The sequence below is a fragment of the Micromonospora sp. NPDC004551 genome (assembly GCF_040609975.1).
Taxonomy (GTDB): Bacteria; Actinomycetota; Actinomycetes; order Mycobacteriales; family Micromonosporaceae; genus Micromonospora.
This window is the reverse complement of sequence record NZ_JBEXLM010000009.1, coordinates 37033-58266: the sequence shown is the minus strand read 5'-3', so window position 1 is coordinate 58266 and position 21234 is coordinate 37033. Positions and strand designations below refer to the sequence as shown.

Genomic DNA, 21234 nt, shown 5'->3' with positions numbered 1-21234 from the left:
GTGGCGGTCCTGCGGTATCTCGACGACCTGGGCGGGCAGCTCGCCTTCCACCTGCGCGCGCTGGCCTGGGCGCCGCGCACCCTGCGCCGCTACCGGCGTGAGGTGGTCCGGCTGCTGGCCGAGGTCAGCTTCGGCACCGGCGCGCTTGCCGTGCTCGGCGGCACCGTCGGGGTGATCTGCTTCCTCACCTTCTTCACCGGCACCGAGGTCGGGCTCCAGGGCTACCAGGCGCTCGACCAGATCGGCAGCAGCGCCTTCACCGGCTTCGTGTCGGCGTACTTCAACACCCGGGAGATCTCGCCGCTGGTCGCCGCGCTGGCCCTGTCGGCCACCGTCGGTTGCGGCTTCACGGCCCAGCTCGGCGCCATGCGGATCTCCGAGGAGGTCGACGCGCTGGAGGTGATGGGCGTGCCCTCGTTGCCGTTCCTCGTCACCACCCGCATGATCGCCGGCTTCATCGCGGTCATCCCGCTGTACGTGCTGGGCCTGCTCGCCAGCTACCTGGCCACCCGCACCATCGCGGTCGGCTACTTCGGACAGTCCGCCGGCACCTACGACTACTACTTCCACCTGTTCCTGCCGCCCGCGGACGTGCTCTGGTCCTTCGGCAAGGTGCTGGTGTTCAGCGTGATCGTGGTGCTCGTGCACTGCTGGTACGGCTACACCGCCCAGGGCGGGCCGGCCGCGGTCGGCGTCGCCGTCGGCCGGGCCGTGCGGACCGCGATCGTCGCGGTCAACGTCGTGGACTTCTTCCTGTCCCTGGCCATCTGGGGCGCCACCACCACCGTCCGGATCGCGGGGTGACCATGCGACACCGTCTTCTCGGCCTCGTCTTCGTCGCCCTGCTCACCGCGGCGCTGACCGCCGCCGTCCTTCAGTACCGCGGGGCGTTCACCCCGGTCGATCGGGTCACCCTCCGCGCCGACCGCGCCGGCCTGCACCTTCTGGAAGGCGCCGACGTGAAGGTACGCGGAGTGGTGGTCGGCGGCGTCCGCTCGGTGCGCAGCGACGGGCACGGCGCGGTGATCGGGCTGGCCCTCGACCCGGCCACCACCGGCCGGATCCCCGCCGACGTGACCGCCCGGCTGCTGCCCAAGACCCTCTTCGGCGAGCGGTACGTGGAACTCGTCCCGCCCCCGGGCAGCACCGCCGGGCCGATCCGCGACGGCGCGGTGATCAGCCAGGACCGCAGCCGCACCGCCGTGGAGCTGGAACGGGTGCTCGACGAGGCGCTGCCTCTGCTCCAGTCCGTCCGCCCCGACCAGCTCGCCACCACCCTCGGCGCGATCACCACCGCCCTGGAGGGGCGCGGCGACCGGCTCGGCGCCAACCTGGTCCGGCTCGGCGCCTACCTGCGGCAGCTCAACCCGCAACTCCCGACCGTCGCCGAGGACCTGCGGCAGCTCGCCGTCGTGCTGGACAGCTACGACGCGGCGCTGCCCGACCTGCTGGCCCTGCTGCGGGACGTGACCGTCACCGCGCGCACCGTCGGCGACCAGCGCGACCAGCTCGCCGCGTTCCTCGCCGACACCACCGACACGGCCGACACCGCCCGCGGGTTCCTGGACCGGAACGGCGACCAGCTCATCCGGGTCGGCCAGGTCAGCCGCCCGGTGCTGGAACTGCTCGCCGCCTACGCGCCCGAGTACCCGTGCCTCGTGCACGGCCTGGTCGACCTGCAACCCCGGGTCGAGGAGGTCTTCAGCGGCGGCCGGATGCACATCACCCTGGAGGTCACCCGCGACGGCGGCCCCTACGAGCGGGGCCGCGACGAGCCGGTCTACGGCGCGCAGAACGGCCCGGACTGCCACGGCCTGCCGAACCCGAAGGTGCCCGCACCGGAGGTGGCCGTCGCCGACGGCTACGACTACGGCGGGACCCGTACCCCGAAACCCCTGCCCGTGGGCGTGCCGGCCGGCGGGGCCTCCGCGGCGCCGGCCTCCCCGGCGATGGGCCGGGCCGGCACCGGCGAGGAGCGGGCGCTGGTGAAGCCGCTCGTCGGCGGGATCACGGGGACACCGCCCGCCGAGGTGCCCGACATCGCGGTGCTGCTCTGGGGCCCGCTGCTGCGCGGAGCGGTGGTGACCGCCCGATGACCGGGAAGACGACCCCCGCACTGGTCAAGCTGCTGGTGTTCGCGGCGATCACGCTGCTGGCCACCGCGCTGCTCGCGCAGACCCTCGGCGCGTTCCCGCCCGGCGGCACCACCTACCGGGCCCGGTTCACCGACGTGACCGGGCTGCTCCCCGGCGACGACGTGCGGATCGCCGGGGTGCGGGTGGGCAAGGTCTCCGGCATCCGGGTGGTCGACGACACGACCGCCGAGGTGTCCTTCACCGTCGACCGGACGGTGCCGGTGGCCGTCGGCGTGCGCGCCGCCGTCCGCTACCGCAACCTGGTCGGCCAGCGCTACCTGGCGCTGACCGAGGGCCCCGGTGACCCCCGCCCGCTGCGTGCCGACGGCCTCATCCCGCTCGCCCAGACCAAACCGGCGCTGGACCTGACCGTGCTGTTCAACGGCTTCCGGCCGCTGTTCACCGCCCTCGACCCCGCCGAGGTCAACAAGCTGGCGTACGAGATCGTCCAGGTGCTCCAGGGCGAGGGCGGCACGGTGGCCAGCCTGCTGCGGCGCACCGCCTCGCTGACCAGCACCCTGGCCGACCGGGACGCGGTGATCGGCCGCGTGGTCACCAACCTCAACCAGGTGCTCGGCACCCTGGCGGGCCACGACCGGGAACTGGACCAGAGCGTCACCCAGCTCCAGCAGTTCGTCTCCGGGCTCTCCGCCGACCGCACCGCCATCGGCGAGGCGCTGGTCAGCCTCGGCGAGCTGACCGACACCACCGCCGGGCTGCTGCGCGAGACCCGGCCGCCGCTCGCCGCCGACGTCCGCGCCCTCGACGACCTGGCCGGCACGCTGAACCGCAACTCCGCCGTCATCGACGCCACCCTGGGCCGGCTGCCGCAACGCTACGAGTCGCTGACCCGGGTCGCCTCGTACGGCTCCTGGTTCAACTTCTACCTCTGCGACTTCGACGGCCGGCTCGCCGTCGACGGCCACGCGCCGCTCACCGTGCCCGGCGTCGACGCCACGGCCGCCCGCTGCGCCACCGGAGGTGCCCGGTGAGACCGTTCCGCGAACGCAATCCCGTGGTCGTCGGCGCGGTCGGGCTGACCGTGCTCGTGGCCGCCCTGCTCGGCGCGTTCCAGCTCGACCGGATCGCCGCGCTGACCGGCCGCTCGTACGCCGCCGCGTTCCACGACGCCAGCGGCCTGGCCACCGGCAACGAGGTGCGGGTGGCCGGGGTGCGGGTCGGAGTGGTCACCGCCGTGGAACTGGCCCGCGAGCCCCGGCCGTACGTGCGGGTGCGGTTCCGGGTCGACGACGACGGCGTACGCCTCGGCCGGGACACCGGCGCCACCATCCGGATCAAGACGGTGCTCGGGCAGAAGTATCTGGCGCTCGCCCCGGCCGGCCCGGGGAAGCTGCCCGAGCGCGGGCAGATCCCGCTGGACCGCACGGCCGCACCGTTCGACGTGGTGCAGGCCGTCACCGGCCTCGCCGACACCCTCGACAAGGTGGACACCGACCAGCTCGCCCGGGCGTTCACCACCCTGTCGGAGACGTTCGCCGACACCCCGCCCAGCGTGAACACCTCACTCACCGGGCTGTCCCGGCTGTCCCGCACCGTCTCCTCCCGGGACGCCGAGCTGCGCACCCTGCTGTCCCGGGCCCGGGGCGTCACGGGCGTGCTCGCCGAACGGGACGAGGAGTTCCGCAAGCTGGTCACCGACGGGGAGAAGCTCCTCGCCGAGGTCAGCCGGCGGCGGGACGCCATCCACCAGCTCCTGGTCGGCACCGACCAGCTCGCCACCCAGCTCTCCGGGCTGGTCGCCGACAACCGCACCCGGCTCGAACCGGCGCTGCGCAAGCTGCGCGACGTCGTCGCCGTGCTGCAACGCAACCGCGACGACCTGGAGCAGACCATCCGCAGGATGGGCCCGTTCGTCACCACGTTCGCCAACGTCGTCGGCAACGGGCGCTGGTTCGACTCGTACGTGGACGGACTGCTCCAGCCGTACCTGCCCGCCGCCACCGGAGGTCGCTGATGCCCGGTCGGATCCAGCGCTGGCGGCGGCCGCTCGCCGCGGCCACCGTGCTGCTCACCGCCGTCGCCGTCGGGGCGGCCGTGTGGCGCCACCAACCCCCGGACCGGCGGGTCGTCGCCTACTTCACCCGCGCGGTCGGCGTCTACGCCGGCTCCGACGTCCGCATCCTGGGCGTCCGCGTCGGCGAGGTCGAGAAGGTGGTCCCGCAGGGGCGGGTGGTCCGCGTCGAGATGCGCTACGACCCGGACCTGCGGCTGCCGGCCGGCGCGCAGGCGCTGATCGTCCCGCCCAGCGTGGTCAGCGACCGGTACGTGCAGCTCACCCCGGCGTACACCGGCGGCGCCGAGCTCGGCGACGGCGCGCGGATCCCGGTCGACCGGACCGCCGCGCCCATGGAGATCGACGACATCTACGCGGCGCTCGACGAGTTCAACCGGACCCTCGGCCCGGAGGGCGCCAACGCCGACGGGGCCCTGTCCGGCCTGGTCGCGACCGGCCGGGCGAACCTCGAGGGCAACGGCGCCGAGCTGCACGACACCCTCGACGGGGTGTCCCGCGCGCTGACCACCCTGTCCAGCGGGCGCGGCGACCTGTTCGGCACGGTGGCCAACCTGCAACGCTTCACCACCACGCTGGCCCGCAGCGACCAGCAGGTACGCCGCTTCCAGCAGCAGCTCGCCGACGTCGCCGAGCAGCTCGCCGGGGAGAAGGAGGAGCTGGCCCGGGCGATGCGCAACCTGGCCGGCGCGCTCGGCGACGTGACGACCTTCGTGCGGCAGAACCGGACCGCGCTGACCTCGAACGTCACCGCGCTGGCCGACATCACCCGGGTGCTGGTCCGCCAGCAGCAGGCGGTCATCCAGATCCTCGACGTGGCGCCGCTCGCGATCGGCAACCTCAACCTCGCCTACAACCCCCGCTCCGGCACCCTGGACACCCGCGACAACCCGCTCGGGCCGTACGACCCGGCCACCTTCGCCTGCTCGCTCATGGCCGACCAGCTTCCCGTCGCCCAGGTGCCGGCGATCTGCACCAAACTCGCGCAGACCCTGCGCCAGCGCGGGCTGCCCCTCACCGACCAGCTGCGCAAGCTGCTCAAGCTGCCGCCCGGCGCCCCGGCGGGAGGCGGGTCCTCACCGGGATCCATCAGCTCCCCCGGTGCGCCGACCGCCGACGAGGCGCCGGGCGGCTCCTCCATCCCGAGCGATCCCACGCTCGGCGGCATCCTGCGGGGCCCGGCGTGAGCGCCCGGCCGGCCCGGTGGACCGGCGTGCGGCTGCTGGCCGGCGCGCTGGCCGTGGCCCTGCTGCCGGCCGGCTGCGGCCTGCCCGAGGTGGCCGACCTGCCACTGCCCGGCGGCCGGCCCGCCGGACCCGGCTACACGGTCACCGCCGAGTTCACCGACGTGCTGGACCTGGTCCCCCGGGCCGCCGTCAAGGTCGACGACGTCACCGTCGGCAGCGTCGAGAAGATCTCGCTGGACGGCTGGCACGCCCGGGTCCGGCTGCGCATCGACCGGGCGGTGCGGCTGCCGGCGAACGCCACCGCCGCCGTCCGCCAGAGCAGCCTGCTCGGCGAGAAGTACGTGGCGGTGGCCCCGCCGCCGGCCGAGCCGGCCCGCGGCGACCTGGCCGACGGCGACCTCATTCCGCTGTCCCGCACCACCCGTGGCGCCGAGGTGGAGGAGGTCCTGGCGGCCCTGGGCCTGCTGCTCAACGGCGGTGGGCTGGCCCAGCTCCGCACCATCAACGCCGAGCTGAACCGGGCCCTGGCCGGCCGCGAACCGGCGCTGCGGGACACCCTCACCCAGCTCGACACGTTCCTCGGCGGGCTCGACCGGCAGAAGGCCGACATCGTCCGGGCCATCGACGCGCTCGACCGGCTCAGCGGCCGGCTGGCCCGGCAGCGCCAGGTCGTCGGCGACGCGCTGGACGCCCTCGCCCCGGGCCTCACCGTGCTGGCCCGGCAACGCGCCCAGCTCACCAAGGCCCTGACCGCGCTGGGCCGGCTCGGCACCGTGGGCACCCGGGTGGTGGAGCGCAGCCGGGCCGACACGGTGGCCTCCGTGACCGCCCTGCAACCGATCCTGGAACAGCTCGCCCGCGCCGGCGACGACCTGCCGAAGTCGCTGGACTTCATGCTCACGTTCCCGTTCCCGCCGAACGTCACCGGCGCGATCGTCGGCGACTTCGTGAACCTGTCCATCACGGCCGACCTGGACGCCGCCAGCATCCTGGCCAACCTGGTGGCCGCCGCGCCCGGCCCGGCGCCGCGGACGTCCCGGCCGGCCACCTCGACGGGACCCCGGCCGCCCGCCACCGGCAGCCCGGCGCGCCCCGGCGCCAAGCCCGGCGGCGTCCTGCCCGGCCTGCCCGGCCTGCCGGACCTGCCGCTGCTCAAGTGCCTGCCGGACCTGAAGGACTTCCCGGCCGTCTTCACCCCGCCGAAGGAGTGCGGCCTGCCGGCCGGCTGCAAGCTGCTCAAGCCCGGCTCCACCGTGCCGCTGGGCGGGCTGCTGCTGCCCAAGGGACTCGTGCCGCAGGGCACGGCGCTCCCCGCGGGCACCGAACTGCCCGACGGCACCGTGCTCACCGCCGAGTGCGTGCTGCCGGTGACCGGCGCCGTCCTCGGCCAGGTCGGCGGCCTGACCGACGTGCTCGGGGGAGGGCTGATCCCGTGATCGGACGCACCGTGAAGCTCCAGGTGCTCGCCTTCGTGCTGGTGAGCATCCTGGGCGTCGGCTACGTCGGTGTCCGCTACGTCGGCCTCGGCGACCGGTTGTTCCACACCGGTTACGTCGTCCACGTCGACCTGGCCCGCGCCGGAGGGCTGTTCGCCAACGCCCCGGTCACCTACCGCGGCGTGCCCGTCGGCCGGGTCACCGCGGTCACCCTGCGCGGTGAGGCGGTCCGCGCCGACCTGCGCCTCGACCGGGGCGTCCGGGTCCCCGACGCGCTGCGCGCCGTGGTCGCCCAGCGCTCCGCCGTCGGCGAGCAGTACCTCGACCTGCGCCCCGAGCGCGACGGCGGACCGTACCTGGCCGACGGGTCGGTGATCCCGGCCGACCGGACGGGCCTCCCCCTGGCCCCCGAGACCCTGCTGTCCAACCTGGACGCGCTGGTCCGCTCGGTCGACCCGGACGACCTGGCCGTCCTCGTCACCGAGCTGGGCACCGCGTTCGAGGGCAACGAGCAGGCCCTCGCCCGGCTCCTCGACGCCGGGGACGCCCTGCTCGCCGAGGCGGACCGGCGGCTGCCCGAGACGCTCGCGCTGATCCGCGACGCGCGGACGGTGCTGACCACCCAGGCCGAGTCCTCCGAGGCGCTGCGCCGCTGGTCGGCCGGGCTCGCGCAGCTCGCCGCGACGCTCCGCTCCGCCGACCCCGACCTGCGCCGGCTGCTGGCCGGCGGACCGCCGGCCGGTGCCGAGCTGCGGGCGCTGCTGCGCGGCCTGGAACCCGACGTCGGCGTGCTGCTCGGCAACCTGGTCACCGTCAACGGCATCGCCGCGCGGCGGCTGCCCGGCATCGAGCAGCTCCTGGTGGTCTACCCGATCGCGGTGGCCGGCGGGTACACCGTCACCCCCGGCGACGGCACCGCCCACCTCGGCCTGGTGGTCAACCTGGGCAACCCGCCGTCCTGTGTCTACTCCGGCGGCGCCACCCGGTGCGACGCGGCCGAGCGGGCCGGCGGGGCGAGCGTGCGCGGCGCCGGGAACGCGCCCCGGCCCTCCGGCGCCGACCCCGCGCCCCCGCCCGCGGCCGACCGGGGCGGTGATCCCGGGTACGACCCGGCCACCGGCCTGGTGCTCGGCGCCGACGGCCGCCCGTTGCAGTTCGGCGGCACCGGCGGCCAGTACCGCACCGCCGGGGCCCAGTCCTGGAAACAGCTGTTGCTCGCCGGGGTGACCCCGTGACCGGCGTACCCGAGGAGGTGGCGGTGCCCAGCCGCAGGAACACCACGTTGAAGGTCATCAAGGGCGCGAAGGCCGGCCCGGCCACACCGCGCCGCCGCCTGGTCAACCGCGCGGTCCCGGCATCCGCCGAGCCGATCGAACGGGTGCTGGAACGGCTCGACCGGGAACCGGTCGAGGATCCGATCGAGGCCGGGGACCTCACCGTCGTCGGCGACCCGGCCGCGGTCGAGGACCTGCCCGAGCCGGAACCCGAGCCGCAGCCCGCCGACCCGGACGCCGCCGCCGGCCCGGCCGGCACCGCCCCGACCCGGCGCGGCCGGGTGCTCGTGGCGCTGCTCGTGGTGCTGCTCGCCGCGGCCCTGGCCGGCGCCGGCGTGCAGGGCCACCGCTGGTACGTCGACCGGGCCACCGACCAGGCCCGCCGGGAGGCCGTGGCCGCCGCCCGGCAGGCCGCCGTCAACTTCGTCTCGGTCAGCGCGGCCAGCGTCGACCGGGACCTGAGCCGGATCACCGCCGGCGCCACCGGGGACTTCAAGGACGAGTTCACCCGCGGGCAGGCCCAGGTCCGCTCCGCGGTGGTGGAGAACAAGGTCCAGTCACAGGGGACCGTGCTGCGGGCCGGTCTCGTCTCCGGCGACCGGCGGCGCGCCGTGGTGCTGGTGGCGGTCGACGCCACCGTCCGCAACGTGAAGGCCCCCGACGGGCGGCCGTCGCACTACCGGATCCAGCTCGACCTGATCCGGGACCGGGACTCGGGGGACTGGCTCGTGACCAGGCTCCAGTTCGTCGGATGACCGACAGGAGGAGACCGATGCGCCTACCGACCGTCCTGCGCCGACCCCGGCCGCGGCCCGTGCCGCTGCTGGTCGTCGCGCTGCTGCTGGCCGCCGCCGTGACGGTGGCCGGCTGGATCGCCGACCACCGCGCCGGCCAGCGCGACCAGGCCGTCCGCCAGGCCCTGGCCACCGCGCCGGCCGCCGCCAAGGCCCTCTTCTCGTACGACTACCGCACCTTCGACGACAGCGTCGCCAACGGCCGCACGTTCGCCACCGGCGCGTTCGCCGACGAGTACGCGCAGACCACCTCGGCGCTCAAGGCGACCGCCACGAAACAGCAGGCCGTGGTGCTCGCCGAAGTGTCCGCCACGGGCGTGGTCGACGCCGAGCCGGACCGGGTGGAGCTGCTGCTCTACCTCAACCAGTACCGGCGCAACGTGACCACGGCGGGGGAGAAGGTGGACCAGAACCGGGTGGTGCTGACCCTGGTCCCGGTGCACGGCGAGTGGAAGGTCGTTCAGGCCACCGCCATCTGACCCGCGGGCTTGCCGGGGTCTGCTAGCAGTGGCGGTGTGTCCGTTCCCGACCATCCGCCCGCACAGGCGGAAGCATCCGTTGCGCCGATGGACGCCGCCGTCGGCGCGACCAGAATGACCAGCGAGGCGGAGGCCGACACCCGCCCCTGGAACGGTGTGGAGGCCGTCGCATGAGCGGCTGGCAGCTGTCCGGCTACACGCCGGTCCGTCGGCTCGGCGCCGGTGCGTCGGGCAGCGTCGTGCTCGCCACCCACGACGCCACCGGCACCCCGGTCGCCATCAAGTACCTGGTCCGCGACATCGGCGCCGACTCGTCCTTCCGGACGGCCTTCCGCGAGGAGGCCCGGCTGCTCGGCGAGATCGACGACCGGCACGTCAGCCGCCTCTACGAGTACGTCGAGTCGCCGCACGGCGCGGCCATCGTCATGGAGCTGGTCAACGGGGTCTCGCTGCGCCAGATGCTGCGCGCGCACGGCCCCACCACCCCCGAGGCGGCGCTCTGCGTGCTGAAGGGCTCGCTCGCCGGCCTCGCCGCCGCGCACGCCCGTGGCGTGGTGCACCGCGACTACAAGCCGGAGAACGTGCTGGTCACCGGCGAGGGGCTGAGCAAGCTCGCGGACTTCGGCATCGCCGTGCCGGTCGGCCAGGGCTCCGACACCACCGTGTCCGGCACCCCCCGCTACATGGCGCCGGAGCAGTGGACCGGCGCCCCGGCCAGCCCGGCCTGCGACATCTACGCGGCCACCGCCACCTTCTTCGAGTGCCTCACCGGCCGGCCCCCGTACGAGGGGCGGGACCTGCTCACCCTGCGCGAGCAGCACGCGTCCGCGCCCATCCCGACCGACCCGGCGCCCGCGCCGGTGCACGAGCTGCTCCGCCACGGCATGGCCAAGAGCCCCGGCGAGCGGCCCCAGCCCGCCCAGGTGTTCCTGGAACTCCTCGACCGGGTGGCCGGCGCCGGCTACGGCGGCCAGTGGGAGGAGCGCGGGGTGCGCGAGCTGGCCCGCCGCGCCGCCCTGCTCGCCGCGCTGTGGCCGTTCCCCGACGGCGCGGGCGGCGCCACGAGCCTGGCGAGCACCACGCTCGGCGCGACGACGGGCCGCGGCCGGTTCCGCCGGGGCCGCGCGCGGGCCGCGCTGACCGGCGGCGCCCTGGTGGCCGCCCTGCTGGCCGGCGGCGCCGGCTACAGCTACGCCGCCAACGAGGAGCCCGCCGCCGAGGGCCCGACCGGCCCGGCCGTCGCCGGCACCACCACCGGACCGGGCGGCGCCACCCCGACCGGCACCCCGGCGCCGACCGCGACCGCCACCCCGTCGGCGACGCCGAGCGCCGCCCCCAGCGCCACGCCGAGCGGCTCCCGGTCCGCGACGCCCAGCCCCTCGCCGGTACGCACCAGCGCGCCCGCACCGACCCCGCCGGCCAGCACCGCGCCACCACCCCCGCCCGACGTCACCGCCCCCACCGTCGGTGGCGTCGCCGCCGACCCGGGCCAGCTCGAACCGCAGGGCTGCCCGTACGGCGACAAGACCAGCACGGTCACCGCCACGGTCACCGACGACCGCAGCGGCCCGGCGGCCCTGACGGTCACCTTCCGCTACACCCTCGGCGGCGCCACCGGCACGGGTTCGATGGCCTCCGCCGGGCGCGGCGTGTTCCGGGGCACGCTCGGCCCGCTGCCGGCGCCGAGGCGGAGCACCCGCATCCCGATCGAGGTCACCGCCGTCGACGCCGCCGGCAACGCGACCACCTCGGCGTCCCCGGTGTACGTGACGCTCTACAACTACTGCACCCCCGGCTAGGAGTGGAGACCGTGCCCGCTGCCCACACCCCCACCGCGACCCGGGGACGGCCGGCGTGACCCGGCCGGAGGAGCCGACCGAGGCGCTGCCCACCCGGGCGCTGCCCGCCGACCCCAGCGCGACCGTCGACCTCGGCCACGACGGCCGTCCGGACGTCTCCCGGTCCGGTGCGACCGTCCACCTCGGCCCGGACGCGACCGTGCACCTCGGCGCACCCGACCGGACCGCTTCGGCCCTCGGCCCCGACACGACCGTGCACTTCACCGCGCCGACCGGCGGGGCCGAGCCGACCGTGCACTTCGGCGCCGTGCCCCGGCCGACCGTGCATCTCGCCGACGCGTCGGAGCCGACCACGCCGCTTGGCGCCCCGGCGGGCCACGCACCGCGGCCCGCCCAGCCGACCTTCACCGCGTCGCCCCGGCAGCACCCGGCCGCCGTGGCCGGGGACGCGCCGACCGCCGGGGCGTACCGGGAGGCGACGGTGGGTGCGCGGGCGGTGACCGGTGCCGCGGCGCCGGCGCCCGGCGGGGAACTGCGCTTCGGGCCGGGCGTGCCGGCCACGCCGCCGCCCGCTCCGGCCTGGCCGTCGCTGCCTCCGGCGCGGCCGTCCCGCCCGGTCTGGCGCCGGGTCGTCTCGGTGCTGTCCACCGTGCTCACGGCGGCGCTGCTGGTGGTGGTCGGCCTCTACCTGTGGCAGCGGCTGCAACCGCTGGAGGTCGAGGGGGTCACCGTGGCGGTGCCCCGGCCGCCCGGGGTCGCCTGCGACGTCACGGTCGACGTGGTGGCCACGGTGCGCACCAACGGGCGCGGCGGAGTGATCCGCTACCAGTGGTTCCGCTCGGACGCCCCGCCCGGCGGCCTGCTCACCGAGCGGGTCGCGCGCGGCCAGCGGACCGCCACCCTCACCCTCAAGTGGACGTTCAGCGGGATCGGCGCGACCACCGAGAGCGCCACCGTCAACATCATCGAACCGTCGCCGGTGCAGGCCGGCACGCAGGTCCGCTACCGCTGCCCCGGCGGCTGACCGCGTTTCTCCGGCGGCCGCACAGGGTAGCTCCAAGCGAACCGACCCTGACCCTGTGCGTGGAGGCCCTTCGATGAGAGACAACTTCGGGGACGCGGTGGGTGACGCGTTCCGTTCGGTGATGCTGTTCCTGCCCAAGGCGGTCGCATTCGTCGCCATCCTGATCGTGGGCTGGCTGGTCGCCAAGGCCGTGCTGAAGATCGTGGACAAGGTCCTGGAGCGGGTCCACTTCGACCGGGCCGTCGAGCGCGGCGGGATCAAGACCGCCCTGGCGCGTTCGAAGTACGACGCCAGCGACATCGTCGCCAAGCTCGCCTACTACGCGGTGCTGCTGGTCACCCTCCAGCTCGCCTTCGGCATCTGGGGCCCGAACCCGATCTCGGACCTGATCCACGGTGTCGTCGCCTGGCTGCCCCGGGCGTTCGTCGCCATCGTCATCGTGGTGGTGGCCGCGGCCATCGCCAAGGCGGTCAAGGACATCATCGCCAGCGCCCTCGGCGGCCTGTCCTACGGCCGGGTCCTGGCGAACATCGCCTCGGTGTTCATCCTCGGCCTCGGCGTCATCGCCGCGCTCAACCAGATCGGCGTCGCCACCACGGTGACCACGCCGGTGCTGATCGCCGTGCTCGCCACCATCGGCGGCATCCTGGTCGTCGGCGTCGGCGGCGGCCTGGTCCGCCCGATGCAGAGCCGCTGGGAGAACTGGCTGGCCCGCGCCGAGGAGGAGTCGCGGACGATCGCCACGCACGCCCGGGCGTACCAGGCCGGGCGCCGCGACGTCGAGGCGCGGTTCGGCACGGCCGGCCCCTACGCCGAGGCCGAGCTGACCCGGCCGGTGGCCGGCGAGGCCGAATCGGACCGGACCCAGCCGGTCGCCCCGTACGGCGCGGCGGAGCCGACCCAGCCGGTGCCGGCGTACGGCGACCCGGACCGGACCCAGCCGACCACCCCGCGGCAGCCGACGGCCACGCAGGCCGCCGACAGCGAGGCCACCATGGTCATCCCGCAGGCGGACGTGGACCGCTCCCGCCGCTGACCGAGCGCACGCCGACCGGGGTGGGGCCCTTCGGGGTCCCACCCCGGTTCGTCTGCGCGGGGCGGCGTGGGGACCGGGCGCCCGGCTAGGATCGGCGCATGCACTGGCGACATTGATGCCCTGCCGAGGGTCGAGCCCGCGGGCCACCGCGGACACCGCACGTCCGGTGTCCGTCACGTCCCCGTGGGAAGGCCCTCATGCTCATCGTCTCCGCGCGCGTGCCCGCCGAGCGCCGGCTCGCCGCCACGCTCTACGCCTACGCGTTCCTCACCGACCTGGTCCTGCTCTACCCGGTCTACACGCTGCTCTTCGCCGACACCGGGCTGTCGGTCGGGCAGATCTCCTCGCTCTTCGTGCTCTGGTCGGCCGCCGGCATCCTGCTGGAGGTGCCCTCGGGCGCCTGGGCCGACGCGGTCTCCCGGCGGCTGCTGCTCTGCCTCGCCCCGCTGTTGACGGCCGCCGGTTTCGCCCTCTGGGTGCTCGTACCGTCCTACCCGGCGTTCGCCGTCGGCTTCCTGCTCTGGGGCGCGGGCGGCGCGCTGCGCTCCGGCGCCCTGGAGGCGCTGGTCTGGACCGAACTCGACCGGCTGGGCGCCGCCAGCCGGTACGCCCGCGTGGCCGGCCGCGCGCGGACCGCCGAGCTGCTCGGGGTGGTCGGCGCCATGGGGCTGGCCGCTCCGGTGCTGGCCCTCGGCGGCTACCCGGCGGTCGGCGCGGCGAGCGTGGCGGCGTGCCTGGCCGCCGCGGCGGTCGCCACCCGGTTCCCCGAACACCGGGCGGCGGCACCGGCACACCACGTCCCGGCCGGTGCGACCCCGGCCGGCACGGCCGGCGCCACCCGGCCCGATCCGACCCGGCCCGATCCGACCCGGCCCGATCCGACCCGGCCCGATCCGACCGGGCTCGACCCGCACGAGCTCGACCCGGCCGAGCCGGGCTGGTGGAGCAGCATGCGTGGCGGGCTGGCCGAGGCCCGTGCCGACCGGTCGGTGCGGGCCGCGCTGCTGCTGGTGCCGGCGGTCGCCGCGGTGTGGGGCGCCCTGGACGAGTACACGCCGCTGCTGGCCCGGGACACCGGGATCCCGGCGGCCACCGTGCCGCTGCTGCTCGTGCTGGTCTGGGCCGGCACCACCGTGGGCGGTCTGCTGGCCCCGGTGGGGGAGCGGCTGGGCGACCGGGGCTTCGCCGCCCTGCTGGCCAGCGCGGCGCTGGCCCTTGCTGCGGGCGCCCTGGTCCGCCACCCGGCCGGGTTCGTGCTGGTGGGCGTCGCGTTCGCGGCGTTCCAGCTCGCCACCGTGCTGGCCGACGTCCGGCTCCAGGCCCGGATCAGCGGGCCGGACCGGGCGACGGTCACCTCGGTGGCGGGGATGGCCACCGACCTGGCGATCATCGGGGTCTACGCGGGGTACGGCGTCGTCGCGGGCGCCGCCGGTCACGCGGTCGCGTTCGCGGTGGCCGTGCTGCCGTACCTGCTCCTGGCCGGTCGTCTGGGCACCCGCCGTCCCGGCCGCCGGGTTCCGTCGAATAGGTCGTTACCCGAAAATTCGGCTGTTTCATGATTACCGTATGGGCGGAAGTGGCCGGCGCGGTGGCCCGACCCGGACGGAGGCGACGCGGCGTGACGATGGAAGCAGAGCGCACCCTGCGCGACGAGGAACTGGACGGACTGGCGGACCTCGCGGCCCAGCTCCGCGTGGACTCGATCCGGTGCAGCACCCGGGCCGGCTCCGGCCACCCGACGTCGAGCCTGTCCGCCGCCGACCTGCTCGCCGTGTTGGTCGCCCGCCACCTGCGCTACGACTGGTCCTACCCGGGCAACCGCGCCAACGACCACCTGATCTTCTCCAAGGGCCACGCCTCGCCACTGCTGTACGCGGTCTTCCGGGCGACCGGCGCGATCAGCGAGCAGGAGCTGCTGGAGTGCTACCGCCAGTCGGGCTCCCGCCTCCAGGGCCACCCCACCCCGGTGCTGCCCTGGGTGGACGTCGCGACCGGCTCGCTCGGCCAGGGGCTGCCGGTCGGCGTCGGCGTCGCCCTGGCCGGGCAGTACCTGGACCGGGTGCCGTTCCACGTCTGGGTGCTCTGCGGCGACAGCGAGACCGCCGAGGGCTCCATCTGGGAGGCCCTGGACAAGGCGGGCCACTTCGGGCTGCGCAACCTCACCGCGATCGTGGACGTGAACCGGTTCGGGCAGCGGGGGCCGACCGAGCTGGAGTGGGACCTGGACACCTACCGCCGGCGGGTCGAGGCGTTCGGGTGCCACCCGCTCGTCGTCGACGGTCACGACCTCGCCGCGATCGACGAGGCGTTCGGACAGGCCCGGCAGGCGACCGGTCCGACGGTCGTGCTCGCCCGGACGGTCAAGGGCAAGGGCGTGCCGGAGATCGAGAACCGGCCGGACTGGCACGGCAAGGCGCTCGAACCGGAGCAGGCCGAGCGGGCCGTCCAGGGCCTGGGCGGTGTGCGGTCGATCCGGGTCACCGGGCCGCGGCCCGCCGCCGCGCCGCCCGCACCCGCCCCCGCCGGTCAGGCGCCCGAGCTGCCCCGGTACGAGAAGGGGGCGAAGGTGGCCACCCGCAACGCGTACGGGGAGGCGCTGCGCGCGCTGGGCGTCCGGCCAGACGTGGTGGTGCTCGACGGCGAGGTCAGCGACTCCACCCGGTCGGACAAGTTCGGCGAGGCGTACCCGGACCGGTTCTTCGAGATGTTCATCGCCGAGCAGCAGCTCGTCGCCGCGGCGGTGGGGCTGCGGGTCCGGGGCTACCGGCCCTTCGCGGCCACCTTCGCCGCGTTCCTGTCCCGCGCCTACGACTTCATCCGGATGGCCGGCATCTCCCGGGCTGACATCGCCCTCGCCGGCTCGCACGCCGGCGTCGAGATCGGCCCGGACGGTCCCTCCCAGATGGGCCTGGAGGACCTCGCCGCCCTGCGCGCCGTGCACGGGTCGACAGTGCTCTACCCCAGCGACGCGGTCTCCTGCGCGGCCCTGGTGGCCGCCATGGCCGACTGCCAGGGCGTCAGCTACCTGCGCACCACCCGCGGCAAGTACCCGGTGCTCTACGACAACGGCGACGCCTTCCCGATCGGGGGCAGCAAGGTGCTCCGCGAGGGGACCGACGTGGCGCTCATCGGCGCCGGGGTGACCGTGCACAACTGCCTGACCGCCGCCGACGACCTGGCCCGGGAGGGCATCGACGCGCGGGTCATCGACCTCTACTCCGTCAAGCCGGTCGACCGGCAGCGGCTGCTCGACGCCGTGCGGGACACCGGCGGCCGGTTGGTGGTGGTCGAGGACCACTACCCGCAGGGCGGGCTGGGGTCCGCCGTGCTGGAGGAGCTGGCCGACCTGGCCGAGCCCGTGCGGATCCGCCACCTGGCGGTCCGCGGGCTGCCCGGCTCCGGTACCCCGGCGCAGCAGATGGACCGGGCGGGCATCGGCGCCTTCGCGATCGTCAGCGCGGCGCGCGCCCTGGCCTGACGGCCGCCCGGCGCAGTCCGCGTCGTCCCGGGAATCCGGTGCCCGGGCTCGTGGCGCCGGAGCGGGGTCAGCGCCGCAGCCGGATCTCCGCCGGGTCCCGGTCGCTGCGCAGTCCCTTCCAGGACGGGTGGCGCAACCGGCGGTCGGGCGTCCACGACCGGAAGGTGACGTCACCGACCAGCACCGGGTCGACCCAGACGGCCTGGCGGGCGTGCTCGCGCGGCACCGCGGCGAACGGCGGGTCCGGCCGGGTCAGCGGCTCCAGGCGGCCGGCCAGGTCACGCAGCACGGCCTGGGTGAAGCCCGTGCCCACCTGCCCGATGTAGTGCAGCCGGTCGTGCTCGTCGTACATGCCGAGCAGCAGCGACCCGATGGCGCCGGACCGCCGGCCGGAACCCGGCTTCCACCCGCCCACGATCACCTCGACCGTGTCGTTGAGCGGCACCTTGACCCAGGTCGCGCCCCGGCGCCCGGGCTCGTAGGGCGACCGGAGCTGCTTGGCGACCACCCCCTCCAGGCCCAGGTCCGCCGCCGCCGTGGCCAGGTCCCGGCCGGCCTCGCCGGTCCAGTAGGGCGGCGTCTCGACGGTCTCGCCGCTGAGCCCCAGCTCCTCCAGGGCCGCCCGCCGTTCCGTGTACGGCCGGGTGGTGAGGTCCCGCCCGTCGAGGTGCAGCAGGTCGAACAGGTAGTACCGGACCGGGGTCGAGGCGACCAGCGTGGCGGAAGGCGCCCGCACGTGCATCCGCCGCTGGAGCGCCGAGAAGCTGGGTCGGCCCCCGGCGTCGAGCGCCACGATCTCGCCGTCGAGCACCGCCCGTCGCCCGGCCAGGAGGTCCGTGAGCTCGCCCAGCTCCGGGTACGCCCCGGTGACGTCCCGGTCGTTGCGGCTGAGCAGCCGCAGCCCGCGGGCGACGTACGCGATCGCGCGCACGCCGTCCCACTTGAACTCGTAGCCCCAGCCGGGCCCGGTGGGCAGCGCGCCGAGGGCGGCGAGCATCGGCGGCACGAGCGTCGGCATCCTGGCGGCCACATCCCGATCATGGCCCCGGCCGGCGCAGGTTTCCGGTCTTTCGCCCGGACGGCGGTCGTTTGTGGTGGTCGTCGGCGGGTAGCCACCCGTCTCCGGGACGGAAGGACCGACGATGGCGGAGCTGGAGTTCGTGGCGAAGGTGGCCGAACGGGCGGGCGTGCCGGCGGACACCGCGCGATCCCTGACCGAGGCGACCTTGCGCACCCTCGCCGAGCGGATCAGCGGCGGCGAGGCGGCGGACCTGGCCGACCACGTGGCGCACGAGCTGCGCCCGCTGCTGGCCCGGGCCCGCCCAGAGGAACCGCAGGCGTTCGGGTACGACGAGTTCCTGCGCCGGGTGGCCGAGCGCGCCGGGACGGCGCCGGACCTGGCCGAGCGCGGCGCGAGGGCCGTGTTGCAGACCCTGCACCGGGTGGTCGGGCACAACGAGTTCGAGCACGCCCTGGCCCAGCTGCCGCGGGAGATCGGCGCGCTGGCCCAGCCCGTGCCGCGCACGCCCTGACCCGGCCGCAGCAGGACGAAACGCCCACCGGTGGCTCCCGCCGGGGCGGCCGGCCCGGGGCTAGGTTGGGCGGATGGCCGCCCTGAGCTTCGACCGCCACCGCGCCGAGATCGTCGCCCAGAGCGACCTGCTCCGCACCCACCTCGACGGCGCCGACCTGACCACGCCCGTCCCGTCCTGCCCAGGGTGGAACGTGGGCCAGCTGGCCCGGCACCTCGGCGGCGGCCAGCGTTGGGCGGCCGACGTGGTCCGCACCCGCGCCGAACGGCCGCCGTCCGACACCCATTTCCGCGACCTGTCCCCGTACGCCGACGAGGAGCCGGCGGTGGTCGGTCCCTGGCTGGTGGAGAGCGGCGCCGCGCTGGCCGACGCGCTCGGCGAGGCGGGCCCGGACGTGACCACCTGGACGCCGATGCCGGTGCCGGCCGCCGGGGTGTTCTGGGCGCGCCGGTTCGCCAACGAGACGCTGCTGCACCGCGCCGACGCCGCCCTCGCACTGGGCGTGGACTTCGCCGTCGACCCGGCGGTGGCGGTCGACGCGCTGGACGAGTGGCTGGAGCTGGGCTCCCTGCCGCAGATGCTGGACATCTTCCCGCACCGGCGTGACCTGCTCGGGCCCGGCCGCACCCTGCATCTCCACGCCACCGACGTGCCCGCCGAGTTGGACGCGGAGTGGCTCGTGGACCTCACGGGCGACACCCTCGCCTGGCGGCGGGCGCACGAGAAGGCTGCCGTGGCGGTCCGCGGCCCGGTGACCGAGCTGCTGCTCATGGTCTACCGGCGCCGCCCGGTCGACACCGCGGTCGTCGAGGTGCTCGGCGACGCGAAGCTGCTGGACCGCTGGCTGGCGGCGGTCGCGTTCGGCTGACGGTGGGGCCGGCGGCCGGGTGGCCGCCGGCCCCACCACCGACTCAGCCGGGCAGGTGCAGGAACGACCACTGGTGGCCGTCGAGGTCCCGGAACCCGCGCATGTACAGGTAACCGAGGTCCTGACCGGGGCCGAGCGAGGTGCCACCCGCGCGGACCGCCGCGTCGACCAGCGCGTCCACCCGCTCCCGCCGGTCGACGCCGAGGCCGACGATCACCTCCCGGCTGGTGGCGGTGTCGCACACCTCGGCCCCGGCGAACGCGGCGAAGGCCGCGGGGTCGTGCAGGATCAGGTGGGTGGTGTCGCCGAGGGTGAGCTGGGCGCTGTCGCCGCCGGGGTGCCGCGGACGGGCCGTGAAGCCCAGGGCCGTGAAGAACTCGACCGCCCGGTCGAGATCGGCCACCGGGAGGTTGACGAACGTCCCGGCGCTCACCGGGTCGCCTCCGGCTGCTCCAGCAGCTGCTTCAGGGCGGCGAGGCGGTCCCGCCAGTACGCCCTGAGCCGGTCGGCCTCCTCCGCGCCGGTGAGCTTCTCGTGCTGCACGGCCACCCGGGCCTTGTTCGGGCTCACCGGGGAGAAGCCGACGACGATCCGGCTGGGCCCGCCGGCCCAGTCCGCGCGGAAGCTCTTCGGTGCGGTGGCCGTGCGGACCCGGACGGCCACGTCGGGGAGCCACCGCCGGCGTACCGCCTCGTCGGCGAACGCCTCGAACAGCACCGTCACCGGCACCGCCACCGTGCGGCTTCCGGTGGCCTCGAAGCCGCCGCCGCGGCGCTGGCCCGGTGCCCGGAGGCCGCGCGCCTGCTCGTAGCCGACGGTCACGGTCTGCGCCCACCAGCCCGGCACCTCGTTGTCGGTGACCAGCCAGCGGGCGATCTCGGTGTGGCTCCGACCGGTGGCGCCCCACGCGTCGAGGCGGGCGAACCACTCGTCCCAGTCGCGGCCGGTCCGTTCGCGCAGCAGCGCCGCGGAGATCCGGTCCTGCTGGCCGCGGCCGGCGTCCACGGTGGGCGCCGGGGCGGGGTCGGCCGTGGCCCGGGCGAGCAACTGCCGGCGGGCCGTCGTGTAGCTCTCGCCGGTGCGGGCCATCCGGGCGCGTACCCGGGACTTGAACGACCTCTGAGTCGTCATCGCATGCTCCCTGTCGACGGCGCGGTCGCAGGGACTCACGCTCCCGGTCGACCTCGCCGTGGGCAGGTGGCGCATGTCGGGTGGGCCGGACGGCACCGCGTCCCGAGGGCTCGGGGCCCCCTTTGCCTCCGCGGAGCCGGTGGCGTGAGCACCGGGCTGGAGGTGGGGCGCAGGACTGCGCCGAGCCCAGCGTACGCCGCGGACCGCCGGTGGGGGAGAGGGTCAGCCCACCGGGTTCGGTTCGGTGGTCTGCTCCCACATCGACTTCATCTCGTCGAACGCCTGCTCCATGATCTGCACCATGGCCCGGCGGGCCGCCTCGCCGTCGCGGCGCTGCAACGCGGAGGCCACGTCGGCGTGCAGCTGCAACGCCTGCTGATCGGGGTGGTGCGGCATCAGGTGGTAGTGGTGCCGGCCGGTGAGCACCTCGGCGACCAGTTCCCGGAGCTTGCCGAACATCTCGTTGCCGGAGGCGGCGAGGACCCGCCGGTGGAACTCGATGTCCAGGCGCAGGAAGCGGTCCTCGTCCCCGGCCTGCCCGGCGGCCCACATCTTCGCCGCGATGCCGACCAGGTCGCTGGCGTCGTCGGGGGAGATCCGGCGGGCGGCCAGCCACGCGGCGTGCGGCTCGACCGCGGTCCGCAGCTCGGTGATCGAGCGGAGCTGGGCCATCCGGCCGGCGGAGGCGAGCCGCCACCGGATCACCTGCGGGTCGAAGACGTTCCACGCCTCGGCGGGGCGGATCAGGACGCCGACCCGGCGCCGCGTCTCGATGAGGCCCATCGACGCGAGCACCCGGAGGACCTCGCGGATCACCGATCGGGAGACCGCATGCCGGTCGACCAGCTCGTCGATGTTGAGCACCGAGCCGGCGGGCAGTTCGCCGCCGCAGACGGCCGTGCCGAGTTCGTCGAGTACGCGGGCGTGCAGCCCGGTCTCGCCCCCGGAGGAGGAGTGATCCACGGGTCGGAGCATATCAGTTGGCAATCACCCCTTGAATAAATCAGCTTTTTCGGCCTAGCATCCCGT

19 protein-coding genes and 1 pseudogene are annotated in these 21234 nt (G+C 75.3%); 16 read left to right on the top strand and 4 right to left on the bottom strand.

Annotation, left to right across the window (positions count from 1 at the left end; translation table 11 throughout):
* The 14 genes and pseudogenes from ABZW14_RS13475 to ABZW14_RS13410 all read left to right on the top strand — a co-directional run bounded on the left by ABZW14_RS13475 (nucleotide 1) and on the right by ABZW14_RS13410 (nucleotide 16674).
* Nucleotides 1–804, top strand: a complete 804-nt coding sequence (locus ABZW14_RS13475) for an ABC transporter permease (protein ID WP_355344708.1) — start codon at nucleotides 1–3, stop codon at nucleotides 802–804.
* Between the two features lie 2 nt (nucleotides 805–806).
* Nucleotides 807–2096, top strand: coding sequence for an MCE family protein (locus ABZW14_RS13470; RefSeq protein WP_355344705.1), 1290 nt, complete (start codon nucleotides 807–809; stop codon nucleotides 2094–2096).
* Nucleotides 2093–3127: an MCE family protein gene (locus ABZW14_RS13465; RefSeq protein WP_355344702.1), complete on the top strand. Its 1035-nt coding sequence runs from the start codon at nucleotides 2093–2095 to the stop codon at nucleotides 3125–3127. Before ABZW14_RS13470 ends, ABZW14_RS13465 begins: the two co-directional genes overlap by 4 nt.
* On the top strand, nucleotides 3124–4110 hold the full coding sequence (locus ABZW14_RS13460) for an MCE family protein (RefSeq protein ID WP_355344700.1): 987 nt from the start codon (nucleotides 3124–3126) through the stop codon (nucleotides 4108–4110). The genes ABZW14_RS13465 and ABZW14_RS13460 overlap by 4 nt, the downstream gene beginning before the upstream one ends.
* A complete protein-coding gene (locus ABZW14_RS13455; RefSeq protein ID WP_355344697.1) occupies nucleotides 4110–5354 on the top strand; it encodes an MCE family protein in 1245 nt (414 codons plus the stop codon). Before ABZW14_RS13460 ends, ABZW14_RS13455 begins: the two co-directional genes overlap by 1 nt.
* Nucleotides 5351–6790: an MCE family protein gene (locus tag ABZW14_RS13450; protein WP_355344694.1), complete on the top strand. Its 1440-nt coding sequence runs from the start codon at nucleotides 5351–5353 to the stop codon at nucleotides 6788–6790. The genes ABZW14_RS13455 and ABZW14_RS13450 overlap by 4 nt, the downstream gene beginning before the upstream one ends.
* On the top strand, nucleotides 6787–8025 hold the full coding sequence (locus ABZW14_RS13445; RefSeq protein ID WP_355344691.1) for an MlaD family protein: 1239 nt from the start codon (nucleotides 6787–6789) through the stop codon (nucleotides 8023–8025). Before ABZW14_RS13450 ends, ABZW14_RS13445 begins: the two co-directional genes overlap by 4 nt.
* Nucleotides 8022–8819, top strand: a complete 798-nt coding sequence (locus ABZW14_RS13440; protein WP_355344688.1) for a hypothetical protein — start codon at nucleotides 8022–8024, stop codon at nucleotides 8817–8819. Before ABZW14_RS13445 ends, ABZW14_RS13440 begins: the two co-directional genes overlap by 4 nt.
* A gap of 17 nt (nucleotides 8820–8836) precedes the next feature.
* On the top strand, nucleotides 8837–9337 hold the full coding sequence (locus tag ABZW14_RS13435; RefSeq protein ID WP_355344685.1) for a hypothetical protein: 501 nt from the start codon (nucleotides 8837–8839) through the stop codon (nucleotides 9335–9337).
* A 170-nt stretch (nucleotides 9338–9507) separates the two neighbouring features.
* Complete coding sequence (locus tag ABZW14_RS13430) at nucleotides 9508–11136, top strand: serine/threonine-protein kinase (protein WP_355344682.1); 1629 nt, start codon at nucleotides 9508–9510, stop codon at nucleotides 11134–11136.
* A gap of 55 nt (nucleotides 11137–11191) precedes the next feature.
* Nucleotides 11192–12160, top strand: a complete 969-nt coding sequence (locus tag ABZW14_RS13425) for a hypothetical protein (protein WP_355344679.1) — start codon at nucleotides 11192–11194, stop codon at nucleotides 12158–12160.
* Nucleotides 12161–12233: 73 nt separating this feature from the next.
* A complete protein-coding gene (locus ABZW14_RS13420) occupies nucleotides 12234–13196 on the top strand; it encodes a hypothetical protein (protein ID WP_355344676.1) in 963 nt (320 codons plus the stop codon).
* Between the two features lie 115 nt (nucleotides 13197–13311).
* Nucleotides 13312–14755, top strand: a pseudogene (locus tag ABZW14_RS13415) (MFS transporter).
* A gap of 65 nt (nucleotides 14756–14820) precedes the next feature.
* On the top strand, nucleotides 14821–16674 hold the full coding sequence (locus ABZW14_RS13410; RefSeq protein WP_355345149.1) for a transketolase: 1854 nt from the start codon (nucleotides 14821–14823) through the stop codon (nucleotides 16672–16674).
* A gap of 67 nt (nucleotides 16675–16741) precedes the next feature.
* Here the strand turns inward: ABZW14_RS13410 and ligD are convergent, their stop codons facing one another.
* On the bottom strand, nucleotides 16742–17704 hold the full coding sequence (ligD, locus tag ABZW14_RS13405; RefSeq protein ID WP_355344673.1) for a non-homologous end-joining DNA ligase: 963 nt from the start codon (nucleotides 17702–17704) through the stop codon (nucleotides 16742–16744).
* A gap of 112 nt (nucleotides 17705–17816) precedes the next feature.
* On the opposite strand from ligD, the gene ABZW14_RS13400 reads away from it, so the two are divergent.
* Both ABZW14_RS13400 and ABZW14_RS13395 read left to right on the top strand, forming a co-directional pair.
* Entirely contained in the window at nucleotides 17817–18206 is a 390-nt protein-coding gene (locus ABZW14_RS13400) for a DUF2267 domain-containing protein (RefSeq protein ID WP_355344670.1), read from the top strand.
* A gap of 73 nt (nucleotides 18207–18279) precedes the next feature.
* Complete coding sequence (locus tag ABZW14_RS13395; protein WP_355344667.1) at nucleotides 18280–19074, top strand: maleylpyruvate isomerase family mycothiol-dependent enzyme; 795 nt, start codon at nucleotides 18280–18282, stop codon at nucleotides 19072–19074.
* 43 nt (nucleotides 19075–19117) lie between these two features.
* On the opposite strand, the gene ABZW14_RS13390 is transcribed toward ABZW14_RS13395, so the two are convergent.
* The 3 genes from ABZW14_RS13390 to ABZW14_RS13380 form a co-directional block, all read right to left on the bottom strand.
* Nucleotides 19118–19507 (bottom strand): VOC family protein, encoded by a 390-nt coding sequence (locus tag ABZW14_RS13390; RefSeq protein ID WP_355344664.1) that lies wholly within the window; start codon nucleotides 19505–19507, stop codon nucleotides 19118–19120.
* Nucleotides 19504–20205, bottom strand: a complete 702-nt coding sequence (locus tag ABZW14_RS13385; RefSeq protein ID WP_355344661.1) for a hypothetical protein — start codon at nucleotides 20203–20205, stop codon at nucleotides 19504–19506. The genes ABZW14_RS13390 and ABZW14_RS13385 overlap by 4 nt, the downstream gene beginning before the upstream one ends.
* Before the next feature lie 222 nt (nucleotides 20206–20427).
* On the bottom strand, nucleotides 20428–21168 hold the full coding sequence (locus tag ABZW14_RS13380) for a FadR/GntR family transcriptional regulator (RefSeq protein WP_355344658.1): 741 nt from the start codon (nucleotides 21166–21168) through the stop codon (nucleotides 20428–20430).
* Nucleotides 21169–21234: the final 66 nt, after the last annotated feature.

Bases quoted from the DNA above. Each gene is read 5' to 3' on its own strand.
- ABZW14_RS13385 (WP_355344661.1), bottom strand. From the start codon at position 20,205: ATGACGACTCAGAGGTCGTTCAAGTCCCGGGTACGCGCCCGGATGGCC.
- ABZW14_RS13435 (WP_355344685.1), top strand. From the start codon at position 8,837: ATGCGCCTACCGACCGTCCTGCGCCGACCCCGGCCGCGGCCCGTGCCG.
- ABZW14_RS13465 (WP_355344702.1), top strand. From the start codon at position 2,093: ATGACCGGGAAGACGACCCCCGCACTGGTCAAGCTGCTGGTGTTCGCG.
- ABZW14_RS13400 (WP_355344670.1), top strand. From the start codon at position 17,817: ATGGCGGAGCTGGAGTTCGTGGCGAAGGTGGCCGAACGGGCGGGCGTG.
- ABZW14_RS13395 (WP_355344667.1), top strand. From the start codon at position 18,280: ATGGCCGCCCTGAGCTTCGACCGCCACCGCGCCGAGATCGTCGCCCAG.
- ABZW14_RS13410 (WP_355345149.1), top strand. From the start codon at position 14,821: ATGGAAGCAGAGCGCACCCTGCGCGACGAGGAACTGGACGGACTGGCG.
- ABZW14_RS13455 (WP_355344697.1), top strand. From the start codon at position 4,110: ATGCCCGGTCGGATCCAGCGCTGGCGGCGGCCGCTCGCCGCGGCCACC.
- ABZW14_RS13430 (WP_355344682.1), top strand. From the start codon at position 9,508: ATGAGCGGCTGGCAGCTGTCCGGCTACACGCCGGTCCGTCGGCTCGGC.
- ABZW14_RS13470 (WP_355344705.1), top strand. From the start codon at position 807: ATGCGACACCGTCTTCTCGGCCTCGTCTTCGTCGCCCTGCTCACCGCG.
- ABZW14_RS13420 (WP_355344676.1), top strand. From the start codon at position 12,234: ATGAGAGACAACTTCGGGGACGCGGTGGGTGACGCGTTCCGTTCGGTG.